The sequence below is a fragment of the Streptomyces sp. NPDC058470 genome (genome assembly GCF_042721055.1).
Lineage (GTDB): Bacteria > Actinomycetota > Actinomycetes > Streptomycetales > Streptomycetaceae > Streptomyces.
In genome coordinates this window covers 20,751-34,165 of the sequence record NZ_JBHXMF010000035.1, presented here as the reverse complement: position 1 = coordinate 34,165, position 13,415 = coordinate 20,751, and the positions used below count along the sequence as shown (strand labels likewise).

At 69.7% G+C, this 13,415-nt stretch carries 10 protein-coding genes; 6 read left to right on the top strand and 4 right to left on the bottom strand.

The window, feature by feature from the left end:
• Nucleotides 1–12: 12 nt before the first annotated feature.
• The 3 genes from ACFWP7_RS24885 to ACFWP7_RS24875 all read left to right on the top strand — a co-directional run bounded on the left by ACFWP7_RS24885 (nt 13) and on the right by ACFWP7_RS24875 (nt 5,083).
• Nucleotides 13–642, top strand: a complete 630-nt coding sequence (locus ACFWP7_RS24885; RefSeq protein ID WP_384384850.1) for a DUF305 domain-containing protein — start codon at nt 13–15, stop codon at nt 640–642.
• A gap of 212 nt (nt 643–854) precedes the next feature.
• A complete protein-coding gene (locus ACFWP7_RS24880; protein WP_384384847.1) occupies nt 855–2,795 on the top strand; it encodes a protease pro-enzyme activation domain-containing protein in 1,941 nt (646 codons plus the stop codon).
• A gap of 260 nt (nt 2,796–3,055) precedes the next feature.
• A complete protein-coding gene (locus ACFWP7_RS24875) occupies nt 3,056–5,083 on the top strand; it encodes an NAD(+) synthase (protein WP_384385010.1) in 2,028 nt (675 codons plus the stop codon).
• 257 nt (nt 5,084–5,340) lie between these two features.
• On the opposite strand, the gene ACFWP7_RS24870 is transcribed toward ACFWP7_RS24875, so the two are convergent.
• The 4 genes from ACFWP7_RS24870 to ACFWP7_RS24855 all read right to left on the bottom strand — a co-directional run bounded on the left by ACFWP7_RS24870 (nt 5,341) and on the right by ACFWP7_RS24855 (nt 10,261).
• Nucleotides 5,341–6,564: an MFS transporter gene (locus ACFWP7_RS24870; protein WP_384384844.1), complete on the bottom strand. Its 1,224-nt coding sequence runs from the start codon at nt 6,562–6,564 to the stop codon at nt 5,341–5,343.
• 150 nt (nt 6,565–6,714) lie between these two features.
• A complete protein-coding gene (locus ACFWP7_RS24865; RefSeq protein WP_384384840.1) occupies nt 6,715–7,752 on the bottom strand; it encodes an endonuclease/exonuclease/phosphatase family protein in 1,038 nt (345 codons plus the stop codon).
• A gap of 225 nt (nt 7,753–7,977) precedes the next feature.
• Nucleotides 7,978–8,598 (bottom strand): TetR/AcrR family transcriptional regulator, encoded by a 621-nt coding sequence (locus tag ACFWP7_RS24860; protein ID WP_384384837.1) that lies wholly within the window; start codon nt 8,596–8,598, stop codon nt 7,978–7,980.
• 70 nt (nt 8,599–8,668) lie between these two features.
• Complete coding sequence (locus tag ACFWP7_RS24855; RefSeq protein WP_384384834.1) at nt 8,669–10,261, bottom strand: MFS transporter; 1,593 nt, start codon at nt 10,259–10,261, stop codon at nt 8,669–8,671.
• Nucleotides 10,262–10,480: 219 nt separating this feature from the next.
• Here ACFWP7_RS24855 and panB point away from each other — a divergent pair, with 219 nt between their 5' ends.
• The 3 genes from panB to ACFWP7_RS24840 all read left to right on the top strand — a co-directional run bounded on the left by panB (nt 10,481) and on the right by ACFWP7_RS24840 (nt 13,414).
• Nucleotides 10,481–11,371, top strand: a complete 891-nt coding sequence (panB, locus tag ACFWP7_RS24850) for a 3-methyl-2-oxobutanoate hydroxymethyltransferase (RefSeq protein WP_384384831.1) — start codon at nt 10,481–10,483, stop codon at nt 11,369–11,371.
• Nucleotides 11,372–11,567: 196 nt separating this feature from the next.
• Nucleotides 11,568–12,593 (top strand): ATP-binding cassette domain-containing protein, encoded by a 1,026-nt coding sequence (locus ACFWP7_RS24845; RefSeq protein ID WP_384384828.1) that lies wholly within the window; start codon nt 11,568–11,570, stop codon nt 12,591–12,593.
• Nucleotides 12,590–13,414 carry an ABC transporter permease gene (locus ACFWP7_RS24840; protein ID WP_384384825.1) on the top strand — a complete coding sequence of 275 codons (825 nt, stop codon included), beginning with the start codon at nt 12,590–12,592 and terminating at the stop codon, nt 13,412–13,414. The genes ACFWP7_RS24845 and ACFWP7_RS24840 overlap by 4 nt, the downstream gene beginning before the upstream one ends.
• The last annotated feature ends 1 nt before the right edge of the window (nt 13,415 follow it).

The following is a 13,415-nucleotide window of genomic DNA, read 5'->3' as shown; positions in this document are numbered from 1 at the left end:
GGGGTCGCGGGAATGAAACGGATCGGGTGGATCTCGGGGGCCGCGGCGGCGGTGCTCGTCGCGGCCGGGGCGATCACGTATGCGGTCGCCGACGGTTCCGGTGCCGACTCGGCGGTGCAGATTCCCGCCGCCGACTCCGCGGACGCGGGGTTCGCCCGGGACATGGCCGTCCATCATCAGCAGGCCGTCGAGATGTCGTACATCGTGCGGGACCGCACCAAGGACACGGAGGTACGGCGTCTCGCCTACGACATCGCGCAGACGCAGGCCAACCAGCGGGGCATGCTGCTGGGCTGGCTCGACCTGTGGGGCCTGCCGAAGGTGTCGGCGGACGGGCCGATGACCTGGATGGGCATGGGCGGTATGGCCTCCGGCGAGGACGGTGCGCTGATGCCGGGGATGGCGACCAACACCGAGCTGAAGAAGCTGAACACGCTGAACGGCAGGCCGGCCGAGGTCTTCTACCTCCAGCTGATGACCGCGCATCACGAGGGCGGGATCCACATGGCCGAGGGCTGCGTGGAGAAGTGCGAGGTCGAGGTGGAGCGCAAGCTCGCGACCGGGATGGTCGCGGCGCAGCAGTCGGAGATCGGCCTGATGGCGGATCTGCTGAAGGAACGGGGGGCGAAGGCACGTTCATGACCACAAGGTGCGCGTAACTCCCAAATCCCCTGCGGATACGGTTCCTTGGGCTCTTCTTGGCTCACCCATGGTCCGCCCATTCCCCTGGCATGGACGGTTCATCGCAAGAGTGACCCGTGCGTGATCCATTCCCTGTGCACCCATATGGCACGGGGAGTTCACGGATCACCGGCCGACCACTACATGCGACGAACCGCATCGCAGGGGGTTACATGAGATCCAACCGCGCAGCGCTGCGCGCCGGAGTGAGCATGGCAGCGACACTGCCGCTGCTTGCCGGAGCGCTGGCGTTCGGCATACCCGCGGCCCAGGCCGCGGACGGCCCGAGCCGGGACACCCTCGCGGGCACGAAGCCCACCTGGGCGACGGCGAAGGCGGACAAGGGCGCCACGGCCGACGGTTCCCAGGTCTCCGCCCGGGTCTACCTCGCCGGCCAGGACGCCTCGGGTCTGGCCGCGTACGCCAAGGCCGTGTCCGACCCGGAGTCGGTCTCCTACGGGAAGTACCTCAGCGCCGCACAGGTGCAGGAACGCTTCGGCGCCAGCAAGGCGCAGGTCACCGCGGTGACCTCGTGGCTGAAGTCGGCGGGCCTGAAGGTCACCGGCAGCACGGAGCACTACATCTCCGTGACAGGTGATGTCGCCGCCGCCGAGAAGGCGTTCGCCACCCAGCTGCACAACTACACCAAGGGCAGCAAGACCTACCGGGCGCCGTCGAAGACGGCCTCCGCTCCGGCCGCTCTGGACGGCGCCGTCCTCACCGTCACCGGCCTGGACAATGCCCCGCACAAGGCGAGCCACAGCGACACGCTGCCGCCGCCGGACGCCGTGTTCAACAACTCCGGGCCGTTCTCCTCGTACTACGGCTCGAACATCGCGAGCACCCTGCCGGACGCGTACGGCACGAAGATCCCGTACGCCGTCCAGGGCTACACCGGCAAGCAGCTGCGGGCCGCCTACGGAGCGGGCAGCAGCACCGGCAAGGGGGTGCGGGTCGCCATCACCGACGCGTACGCCTCGCCGACCATCGCGTACGACGCGGCCACCTACGCCAAGAAGCACGGTGACGCGAAGTACACCAGCGGTCAGCTGCGCCAGTCGCTGCCCAGCACCTACACGAAGACCGAGGAGTGCGGGGCCGCCGGCTGGTACGGCGAGGAGACCCTCGACGTCGAGGCCGTGCACGCGGTCGCGCCCGCCGCGAACATCACCTACGTCGGCGCCGCCTCCTGCTACGACGACGATCTGCTCGACTCGCTCGGCAAGATCGTCGACGGGCACCTCGCCGACATCGTCTCCAACTCCTGGGGCGATATCGAGGCCAACGAGACGACCGACATCGCGGCCGCCTACGACCAGGTCTTCCAGCTCGGCGCGGTCGAGGGCATCGGCTTCTACTTCTCGTCCGGCGACAACGGCGACGAGGTCTCGCACACCGGTACGAAGCAGGTCGACACCCCGGCCAACTCGGCGTGGGTGACGGCGGTCGGCGGTACCTCGCTGGCGGTCGGCAAGGGCGACCAGTACAAGTTCGAGACCGGCTGGGGCACCCAGAAGGCACTGCTGTCCGCCGACGGCACGAGCTGGACGGACTTCCCCGGTGCGTTCACCTCGGGCGCGGGCGGCGGCACCAGCAGCACGGTGGCGGAGCCCTACTACCAGAAGGGTGTCGTCCCGGGTTCGCTGGCCACGGCCAACAGCGCCGCGGGCAACCGCGTCGTCCCGGACATCTCGGCCGTCGCCGACCCCAACACCGGTTTCAAGGTCGGCCAGACGCAGACCCAGGCCGACGGGACGCAGGCGTACAGCGAGTACCGGATCGGCGGCACCTCGCTCGCCGCACCGGTGATCGCGGCCGTCCAGGCACTGGCCCAGCAGACGCGCGGCGGCAAGCCGATCGGCTTCGCCAACCCGGCGATCTACGCCAAGTACGGCTCGAAGGCGTACCACGACGTCACGGACAACCCCACGGGGTCCGGGCTCGCCGTGGCACGCGTCGACTTCGCCAACGGCTACGACGCCACGGACGGTCTCCTCACCTCCGTACGCAGCCTCGGCAAGGACAGCTCACTGTCCGCCGTGAAGGGCTACGACGACGTCACCGGGGTGGGTACGCCCGCGAGCGGCTACATCCAGTCGTACGGCCGCCACTGAGATCCACGCGGTCACGCGGTAGTTCCCCGCGCCCGCCCCCGACGGAGGTCTCGTCGGGGGCGGGCGTACGTGCGCCGACGGGCTTCTCGTCGGGGGCACCACGGGCGTACGTACACTGACGAGCCTCCCGTCAGGGACGCGGGCGCATCTTCACCGATGGCCCCCTCGTCCGGGCCTGTGTCCGGGAGGTGCGAGGTGCTGTCCGGCGCCCGCCACCCCATCGCGTCGCTCTGACGATTACACTGACCCTTGTGCCTCCACTGAACTTCCGGTCGCTCTACCAGCACGGCTTCGCACGCGTCGCCGCCTGTACGGGCCACACCGTCATCACGGACCCGCACGCCAACGCCGAGGCGGTGCTGCGCCACGCGCGCAGGTGCGCCGCGGAGGGCGTGGCCGTCGCCGTCTTCCCCGAGATGGTGCTGTGCGGCTACTCGATCGAGGACCTGCTGCTCCAGGACGCGCTGCTCGACCAGGTCGAGGAGGCGCTCCAGGAGGTGGTGGCGGGCTCGGCCCCACTGCTGCCGGTCCTGCTCGTCGGCGCCCCGCTGCGCCACCGCGACCGCGTCTACAACTGCGCGGTGGTCGTGCACCGCGGCCGCGTCCTCGGTGTCGTGCCGAAGTCGTACCCGCCGAACTACCGGGAGTTCTACGAACGCCGGCAGATCGCCGCGGGCGACGACGAGCGCGGCGGCACGATCCTGGTGGGCCGGGAGTCGGTGCCGTTCGGCGTGGACCTGCTGTTCGCGGCGGAGGATGTCCCCGGTCTGGTGCTGCACACGGAGATCTGCGAGGACATGTGGGTGCCGGTGCCGCCGAGCGCCGAGGCGGCCCTGGCGGGCGCGACCGTCCTCGCCAACCTCTCCGGCAGCCCGATCACCGTCGGCCGCGCCGAGGACCGCAAACTGCTGTGCCGCTCGGCGTCCGCGCGCTGCCTCGCCGCGTATGTCTACGCGGCGGCCGGTCTTGGCGAGTCGACCACCGACCTGTCCTGGGACGGCCAGACCCTGATCTACGAGAACGGGGTGCTGCTGGCCGAGTCCGACCGCTTCCCGCTCGACGACCAGTTCGCCGTCGCCGACATCGACCTCGACCTGCTGCGGCAGGAGCGGCAGCGGATGGGCACCTTCGACGACAACCGGCGCACGCACGGCGCCCGTACGGCCGACTTCCGGACCGTGTCCTTCCAACTCGCCCCGCCCACCGGGGACCTGGGCCTGCGGCGGCGTGTCGAGCGCTTCCCGTTCGTGCCCGCGGACCCCGACAGGCTGGCCCTGGACTGCTACGAGGCGTACAACATCCAGGTCGCGGGACTGCAGCAGCGGCTCGCGTCGATCGGTGGCGCGAAGGTGGTCATCGGGGTGTCCGGCGGCCTCGACTCCACGCACGCGCTGATCGTCGCCGCCCGCGCGATGGACCGCGCGGGCCGTCCGCGCAGCGACATCCTCGCCTTCACGATGCCCGGCTTCGCCACCAGCGACCACACCAAGGACAACGCGCACAAGCTGATGGCCGCCCTCGGTGTCACGGCGGCCGAGCTGGACATCACGCCGACCGCGCGGCTGATGCTGAAGGAGATGGGCCACCCGTTCGCCTCCGGCGAGCCGGTGTACGACGTCACCTTCGAGAACGTCCAGGCCGGACTGCGCACCGACTACCTGTTCCGGCTCGCCAACCAGCGCGGCGGCATCGTACTCGGCACCGGTGACCTCTCGGAGCTGGCGCTCGGCTGGTCCACGTACGGCGTGGGCGACCAGATGAGCCACTACAACGTCAACTCGGGCGTGCCGAAGACGCTGATCCAGCATCTGATCCGCTGGGTCATCGGCAGCGCCCAGTTCGGCGAGGAGGCCGGCAAGATCCTGGCCGCGATCCTCGACACCGAGATCAGCCCGGAACTCGTACCGGGTGAGGAGATGCAGTCCACCGAGTCGAAGATCGGCCCGTACGCGCTGCACGACTTCACGCTCTTCCACGTGCTGCGCTACGGCTTCCGGCCCTCGAAGATCGCCTTCCTGGCCTGGCACGCCTGGCACGACGCGGACGCCGGTGCCTGGCCGCCGGGCTTTCCCGAGGCCAAGCGGGTGGCGTACGAGCTGCCGGAGATCCGGCGCTGGCTGGAGGTCTTCTGCCGTCGCTTCTTCGCGTTCGCGCAGTTCAAGCGCTCGGCCATGCCGAACGGGCCGAAGGTATCGGCGGGCGGTTCGCTGTCACCGCGGGGCGACTGGCGAGCACCGTCGGACAGCTCGGCGACGGTCTGGCTGCGCGACCTGGCCCGCTTCGACTAGTCCGGTGCGGGTGAGTGGGGACGGCCGGGAGAGGTTCTCGCCCCCTCCGCCCCTGCCCGTCCCGTCCCCTGGGGGCTGCCGCCCCCAGGGCCCCGCTTCGGCCCGAACGGCCTCGTCCTCAAACGCCGGACGGGCTAGGGAGGTTAGCCCCTCCGGCGTTTGAGGAGCGGGGGTCCAGGGGGCCAATGCCCCCTGGCGGGGTCTGGGGCGGAGCCCCAGGAACAAGGGACGGGCAGGGGCGGAGGGGGGCGAAAAACTCAGTGGTGCACCGAATCCGTACGCTCAGGCACGTACGAGGTCACCACGCGCTCCCGGCCGACCCCCGAAACCGGGCCCCGGCGACGGTCCACCACGAACGCCACGCCGGCCACGCCCAGTCCGAGCACGGCCAGCGCCGCCCCCGCCAGCGCCGGAGACGTCACGCCGAACCCTGCGGCCAGTACGAGCCCCCCGATCCACGCGCCCCCGGCGTTGGCCAGGTTGAACGCGGCCTGGTTGGCCGAGGAGGCGAGGGACGGGGCCGACGACGCCTTCTCCATGACCATCATCAGCAGCGGCGTACTGGTCACGAACGCCGCCGTACCGAGCAGGACCACCGCGAGCGGCGCGCTCCACGCCGCCCCCATCAGTACCGGGAACAGCGCCAGGACCACCGCGAGCGAGACCAGGCCGCCGAAGAGCGTGCCGCGCATCGACCGGTCCGCCAGGCGCCCGCCCAGCAGGTTGCCCGCCGTGGCCCCGACACCGAACAGCGCCAGTAGCAGGGTCACGCTGGAGCCGGCGTACCCGGCGGCGTCCGTCAGCATCGGCGTGATGTAGCTGTACGCGGCGAACAGCGCGCCGAAGCCGGCGACCGTCGTGCCGAGGGCCAGCCAGACCGGGAGCGAGCGCAGGGCGGCCAGTTCGCCACGCAGACCCGCGGCGGGCGCGTGGGTGCCGTCGTGCGGGACGAGGAACGCCAGGGACACCACGGCCAGCAGACCGATCACGCTGACGCCGAGGAAGGTGGAGCGCCAGCCCAGCTGCTGGCCCATGAGCGTGGCCACCGGGACGCCCACGATGTTGGCGACCGTGAGGCCCAGGAACATCAGGGAGACGGAGCGCGCCTTGCGTTCGGGGGCGACCAGGCTGGTGGCGACGACGGCGCCCACGCCGAAGAAGGCGCCGTGCGGCAGGCCGCTGAGGAAACGGGCGGCCAGCAGCCAGTTGTAGTCGGGGGCGAGGGCGGAGAGCGCGTTGCCCGCGACGAAGAGCAGCATGAGGGCGATCAGTACCTTGCGGCGGGACATCCGTGCCGTGGCGGCGGCCAGGAGCGGGGCGCCGATGACGACACCGAGCGCGTACGCGGAGACCAGGTGACCGGCGGTGGGGATCGATATGTGCAGGTCGCCCGCGACGTCGGGCAGCAGGCCCATCATCACGAACTCGGTGGTACCGATGCCGAAGGCGCCCACGGCTAGGGCAAGCAGGGCCAGGGGCATGAGGGGCCTTTCAGGGGAGCGGAGGGCACGGCGCGCGGGGGTGCGTGGGGACGTACGTGCGCGCAGGGTCGCGCCCGTGCACACCGATGTGCACGGGACGCGTAAGTTCATCTGTGGAACAAAGCCTCTCAGGCTCAGTATTCCAGGAGGTTAAGACCCGGTTGCGGAGATCTTCACGCGGGCGGCGACCGGAAGGTGATCGCTGGCGGTCCTGGGCAGGGTCCAGGAGGTCACCGGCTCGATCCCCTTGACCATGATCTGGTCGATCCGGGCCATCGGGAACGCCGCGGGCCAGCTGAAGCCGAAGCCGCTGCCCGCCGCGCCCTGCGTGGAACGCATCTGTGCGGTGACGGCGTTGAGCGCGCGGTCGTTCATCGTGCCGTTCAGGTCGCCGAGCAGGATGACCTGCTTGTTCGGGTCGTCGGCGATCGCCTCGCCCAGCGCGTCGGCACTCGTGTCACGCTGGCGGGCGGTGAACCCGGCCTCCAGCTTCACCCGTACCGAGGGCAGGTGGGCGACGTACACGGCGATCGGGCCCTCCGGCGTCGTCACCGTGGCCCGCATCGCACGCGTCCAGCCCAGCTTGATGTCCACGGGCAGGGAGTCGGACACCGGGTACCTGCTCCACAGGCCGACGGTTCCCTGCACCGAGTGGTACTTGTACGTCGACGCGAGCGCCTCTTCGTACGTCGGGACCGCGGTGGCCGTCAGTTCTTCGAGGGCCACCACGTCGGCGCCGGAGGCGGCCACGTCACGGGCGGTGCCCGAGGGGTCCGGGTTGTCGGCGTTGACGTTGTGCGTGGCGACGGTCAGGTCCCCGCCCGTGCCGTGCTTGTCGCCGATGAGCCCGCCGAAGAGGTTGAGCCAGACGATCGCGGGCAGCAGCACGGCGATCAGGGCGGTCGCCGACTTCCGTACGAAGGCGAGGACCAGCAGCACCGGCACGGCGAGGCCGCACCAGGGCAGGAACGTCTCGGTGAGGCTGCCGAGGTTGCCGATCACGTTCGGGATGCGTGAGTGCAGCAGCATGACCAGCGCGAGGATCACCGCGAGCGCGGCGAGGATCGCGCCCCGGCGCCAGATGCCACGGTCACCGCGCCAGCCGTCGACCAGGCGCCGAAGCCGGGACCCTCTGCGGTCCGGCCCCTGGCCGCCGCTGCCCGTCTCCGTCATATACGCCTGCGCCATACCTTCGCCTCACAACTTGCCGTGCACACCGTCCGCCCCGCGGTTACGACCCTAGGGGATGATCCGTGTCCTTCCTGCCGTCCCATGACGGCCGTACGGGCACGAAGACGTGCAACCTCGCGTCCGGAGTTCCGAATGCGGAGGTGGAACGCGTCCCCTGTGACAGAACGCGCACATACGGCCCGTCAGAAAACGGCTGAACCGTCGGGTGAACGGCCACGTGGACTACGGCTTGGCGTGGCTCAGTCCCGCCAGCAGCGCGTCCACGATCCGTTCCGCGAGGTTTTCGGGGAGTTCGGCGTCGGGGCGCAGGATTGCGCGTACGAGCATGGGTCCGACGAACATGTCGTTCAGCAGTTCGATGTCGATGTCTTCGCGGAGTTCGCCGTTGCGCTGCCCGCGGCGCAGGACTTCGAAGGCGACCAGGCGGCGCGGTTCGATGACGGTCGCGTGGTACGCGTCCCAGACCTTGGGGCTGCTCTTCATCTGCGCGTAGACGTTGTGCAGGATCAGCGAGTTGCGGCTGGCCAGGCCGCGCCGGCGCATCTGCTCCAGGATGACGATCAGGTCCTCGCGCATCGAGGTGCCGGGGAGTTCCGCGTCCGGCGGCTCGGCGGCCCGCAGGACGTCGACGAAGAGGGCATCCTTGCCGCTCCAGCGGCGGTAGATGGTCGCCTTGCCGACACCCGCGGTGCGGGCGACGCGTTCGATGGAGACCTCTCCGAGCGGTAGGCCCTCCTCCAGGAGCCTCATCACGCCCTCGATGATGGAGCGTTCCACGGCCTCGCTGCGGGGGCGTCCCCTTGGGGAGCCCGCGTACCTGTCCTGGCTTTCAGCGAGGCCCATTTCGAACTCCGTCCGCTCCTTGGTTGCGCCTGGGGTGATTCTCCCTGGTCTCCCCGTGTGTTGCCCGTGGTTACGACCCTGTGCTCATCAACTCCGTCTTCTCCTTGTCCTCCTGCGGTGCCGGAGTGCGGCCCGGCAGGAAGAGGAAGACGATCAGCGCGCCGATGACGGCGACGCCCGCGCCGCACAGGGCGGTGACGTGCATGGCGTGCAGGAAGGCGTCGTTGGCGGGGGTGATGAGGCTCTTGCCCTCGGGGCCGAGCCGGGCGGCGACGCCGAGGGTGGCCTCGATGGACTCGCCGGCGGTGTGGCGGAGGCCGGCCGGGACCAGGGTGAGCTTGTCCTCGATGCTGTTGCGGTAGGCCGCGGACAGGACGGAGCCGAGGACGGCGATACCGAGGGCGCCGCCGACCTGGCGGAAGGTGTTGCTGAGGGCAGACGCGGAGCCCGCCTTCTCACGCGGCAGGGCCTGCATGATCACGACGCTGGTCGGGGTCATGATGTGCGCCATGCCGGTGCCCATCAGGAAGAAGATGACCTCCAGGATCCAGATCGGCGTGTCCGCCTCCAGCGTGGCGAACGCGGCCAGCATCGCGGCGATCATCAGCAGTCCCGCCGTGCAGGTGGCCTTGTTGCCGAAGCGGTCGACGACGAGCCGGGCCCGCGGCGCGAAGATGAGCTGGGCGACGGCGAGCGGCAGCATCAACAGGCCGGTCTGGAGCGGCGAGTAGCCCCGCACGCTCTGCGTGTAGAAGACCGAGAAGAAGGTCACGCCCATCAGCGCGAAGAAGACGAGCGCGATGGCGGACATCGCGGCCGAGAAGACCTTGTTCTTGAAGTAGGTGACGTCGATGGACGGGTGGTCGCTGCGCTTCTCGAAGACGACGAAGCCGACGAGCACCGCGATTCCGGCCCCGATGGTCGCCAGGACCGTCGGGTCGGTGAAGTCGGCCAGCTGGCCGCCCTTGATGATGCCGTAGACCAGCAGCACGAGACCGATGACGGACAGGACCACGCCGATCGGGTCGACGCGTCCGGGGTTCGGGTCGCGGGAGTCCGGGACCAGCCAGACCATCAGGACCAGCGCGATGAGCACGATCGGCACGTTGACCAGGAAGACCGAACCCCACCAGAAGTGGTCGAGGAGTACGCCGCCGGTGATCGGGCCGATCGCGATGGCGAGGCCGACGCCGCCGGCCCAGATGCCGATGGCCTTGGGCTGCTCGTCGCGCTCGAAGACGTTCATCAGGACGGAGAGGGTGGCGGGCATCACGAACGCGGCACCGAGGCCCATCACCGCGCGGAACACGATGAGCTGGACCGGTGAGCCGGACTCGGCGGCCAGGGCCGAACCTATGCCGAACACGGCGAGCCCGGCGAGCAGCACCTTCTTGCGGCCGAGCCGGTCACCGAGGAGGCCCGCGGTGAAGAGCAGTCCGGCGAAGACGAGGGTGTAGGCGTTGATGGCCCACTCCAGCTCACCCTGGGTGGCGCCCAGGCCGATGGGCTCGGGGGTCGAGATCGTCTTGATCGCGACGTTCAGGATCGAGTTGTCGAGCACCACGATCAGCAGGCTCAGCATGAGCACACCGAGGATGACCCAGCGGCGCCTGTGCACCGCCTCGGACACGTGTCGTTCGGTAGCGGGAGCGGAAGTTGTCATGGCGACCAGCCTAACGACATTCGATACGACACCGTCTCGTATCGAAAATGCTTTACGGAGACCTTACAAAGGGACCTAGGTCGCAGGACGGAGGCCCCGGAACCCGGCCCCCGCGGCGTCTCCGGGCCCGGTCTAGCCGCGCGTGGCACGAGGTGCCACCATGGAGGTGGTCCGGGGACGCCGTGAGGGTGCCTCGAGATGACAGAAGGAGCCGTTGCGATGACGCAGATTCCGGCTGCCGCGAAGCAGCCCGCGGAGGGTGTCCGCCCGTCCACCGACAGCAGCAGCAAGGCGCTGTACGGAGGCAAGAGCACCCGCCGCATCACGGTGCGTGACATCACCGCCGCCAAGGAGCGCGGCGAGAAGTGGCCCATGCTCACCGCGTACGACGCGATGACCGCGTCCGTCTTCGACGAGGCCGGTATCCCGGTCATGCTCGTCGGCGACTCGGCGGGCAACGTCCACCTGGGATACGAGACCACCGTGCCCGTCACCATGGACGAGATGACCATGCTGTCGGCCTCGGTCGTACGGGGCACCTCGCGTGCCCTGATCGTGGCCGACCTGCCCTTCGGGTCCTACCAGGAGGGCCCGGTCCAGGCGCTCCGCTCGGCCACCCGCCTCGTCAAGGAGGCCGGGGTCGGCGCGGTGAAGCTGGAGGGCGGCGAACGCTCGCACCGCCAGATCGAGCTCCTGGTGGAGTCCGGGATCCCGGTCATGGCGCACATCGGCCTGACCCCGCAGTCCGTGAACTCCATGGGCTACCGGGTGCAGGGCCGCGGAGAAGAAGCCGCCCAGCAGCTGCTGCGCGACGCCAAGGCGGTCCAGGACGCGGGCGCGTTCGCCGTCGTCCTCGAACTGGTCCCGGCGGAGCTGGCCGCCGAGGTCACCCGCACCCTGCACATCCCGACGGTCGGTATCGGCGCGGGCCCCGACACGGACGCGCAGGTCCTCGTCTGGACCGACATGCTCGGCCTGACCGGCGGCAGGATGCCGAAGTTCGTCAAGCAGTACGCCAACCTGCGCGAGGTCATGGGCAACGCGGTGAAGGCGTTCGCCGATGACGTCATCGGCGGAACGTTCCCGCTGGACGAGCACTCCGTGCACTGATACCACCTGAGGACCTGAGGGTCCACCGAGCCACTGCGGCACCGAGGCGACCCGTCGAACTTCCCCCGTCGACGGGTCGCTGCCCGTTTCTGCGCCATGGGGCCGACCTGCGCGGACATCCCGCTGTCGGCGAGGTGTCGGGAGCCGTGGGCGGGCTGTCGGTGGTTTGTCGGTGGGGGCTGGCACCTTGATGGTCATGACGCGAATCGACAACAAGCCCCGAAGCGGCCAGAGCGCCGTCACCGTACGGGGGCTGGTCAAGCACTACGGCGAGACCAAGGCGCTGGACGGTGTGGACCTGGAGGTGCACGAGGGCACCGTCCTCGGTGTGCTGGGTCCCAACGGCGCCGGCAAGACCACCCTCGTCCGGGTGCTGTCCACCCTCATCACCCCCGACTCCGGCCAGGCGACGGTCGCCGGCTACGACGTACTGAAGCAGCCCCGGCAACTCCGCCGCGTGATAGGCCTCACCGGCCAGTACGCCGCGGTCGACGAGAAGCTCTCCGGCTGGGAGAACCTGTACATGATCGGGCGGCTGCTCGATCTGCCCCGCAAGGACGCCCGCCGGCGTGCCGACGAGCTCCTTGAGCGCTTCTCGCTCACCGAGGCCGGCAAGCGCCCGGCGGCGACGTACTCCGGTGGTATGCGCCGCCGCCTCGACCTCGCCGCCTCCATGATCGGCAGCCCGGCCGTGCTGTACCTGGACGAGCCGACGACCGGCCTCGACCCGCGCACCCGCAACGAGGTGTGGCGCGAGGTCAAGCGGATGGTCGCCGACGGCGCCACCGTGCTGCTCACCACCCAGTACATGGAGGAGGCCGAGCAGTTGGCCTCCGAGCTGACGGTCATCGACCGCGGCAAGGTCATCGCCAACGGCCGGATCGACGAGCTGAAGGCGAAGGTCGGCGGCCGCACCCTGCGCGTCCGTCCGGTGGATCCGCTGGAGCTGCGCCCGCTGGCCGCGATGCTCGACGAGCTGGGCCTCACCGGCCTCGCCACCACCGTCGTCGACACCGAGACCGGCACCGTCCTGGTCCCGATCCTCAGCGACGAACAACTCACCGCCGTGGTCGGCGCGGTCACCGCGCGCGGCATCACCATCGGCTCGATCAGCACCGAACTGCCCAGCCTGGACGAGGTGTTCCTGTCCCTCACCGGCCACAAGGCCAGTACCCCGCAGGACAACACCCCGGCCCGCGCCTACGAGGAGGTCTCCGCATGAGTACCGCAGTCATCGATGTCCCCCTCGCCGCGAAGGACGAGGGCCGCATCAGCCCCCGCGCGCACGCGCGCCACATCGGCGCCCTGGTCCGCCGCAACCTGCTGTGGATCCGTCAGGACCCGGAGTCGATGTTCGACGCCATCCTGATGCCGGTCGTCTTCACCCTGCTGTTCGTGTACGTCTTCGGCGGCTCCATCGGGCAGTCGCTGGGCGGCGGCCAGGAGGCGTACGTCCAGTACGTGGTGCCCGGTCTGATGGCCATGACGGCGATGAACATCGCGATGGCCGTCGGCACCGGCTTCAACGAGGACTTCCAGAAGGGGGTGATGGACCGGTTCCGCACCCTGCCGATCGGCCAGGGCTCCGTACTCTTCGCCAAGATCGTGGTGGAGCTGATGCGGATGCTTGTCGCGACGACGGTCCTCATGGTCGTCGGCGTGCTGGTGGGCTTCGACATCACGAACTGGCCGGGCCTCTTCGCCTCCGTGGGGCTCGCCGCCCTCTTCGGCACCTCCCTGATGTGGATCTTCCTGGCGCTCGGTGTGACGCTGAAGAACGCGCAGTCGGTGCAGGCGCTGGGCTTCCTGGTCCTGATGCCCCTGCAGTTCGGTTCGTCGATCTTCTCGCCGACCCAGACCATGCCGGGCTGGCTCCAGGCCTTCACCGACTACAACCCGCTGTCCTCACTCGCGGACGCCTCGCGCGGACTGATGGTGGGCGGCCCCGTCGCACACGATCTGTGGGTGACCCTCGGCTGGACGGCGCTGATCACCGTGGTGATGGCGCCGTACGCGATCCACAAGTTCCGTACGAAGTCCTGAC

What these genes read in the sequence shown, in the direction of transcription:
- ACFWP7_RS24885 (WP_384384850.1), top strand. Translation starts at nt 13, where the DNA reads ATGAAACGGATCGGGTGGATCTCGGGGGCCGCGGCGGCGGTGCTCGTC.
- ACFWP7_RS24880 (WP_384384847.1), top strand. Translation starts at nt 855, where the DNA reads ATGAGATCCAACCGCGCAGCGCTGCGCGCCGGAGTGAGCATGGCAGCG.
- ACFWP7_RS24870 (WP_384384844.1), bottom strand. Translation starts at nt 6,564, where the DNA reads ATGCCCCTGGCCCTGCTTGCCCTAGCCGTGGGCGCCTTCGGCATCGGT.
- ACFWP7_RS24865 (WP_384384840.1), bottom strand. Translation starts at nt 7,752, where the DNA reads ATGGCGCAGGCGTATATGACGGAGACGGGCAGCGGCGGCCAGGGGCCG.
- ACFWP7_RS24860 (WP_384384837.1), bottom strand. Translation starts at nt 8,598, where the DNA reads ATGGGCCTCGCTGAAAGCCAGGACAGGTACGCGGGCTCCCCAAGGGGA.
- ACFWP7_RS24855 (WP_384384834.1), bottom strand. Translation starts at nt 10,261, where the DNA reads ATGACAACTTCCGCTCCCGCTACCGAACGACACGTGTCCGAGGCGGTG.
- panB (WP_384384831.1), top strand. Translation starts at nt 10,481, where the DNA reads ATGACGCAGATTCCGGCTGCCGCGAAGCAGCCCGCGGAGGGTGTCCGC.
- ACFWP7_RS24845 (WP_384384828.1), top strand. Translation starts at nt 11,568, where the DNA reads ATGACGCGAATCGACAACAAGCCCCGAAGCGGCCAGAGCGCCGTCACC.
- ACFWP7_RS24840 (WP_384384825.1), top strand. Translation starts at nt 12,590, where the DNA reads ATGAGTACCGCAGTCATCGATGTCCCCCTCGCCGCGAAGGACGAGGGC.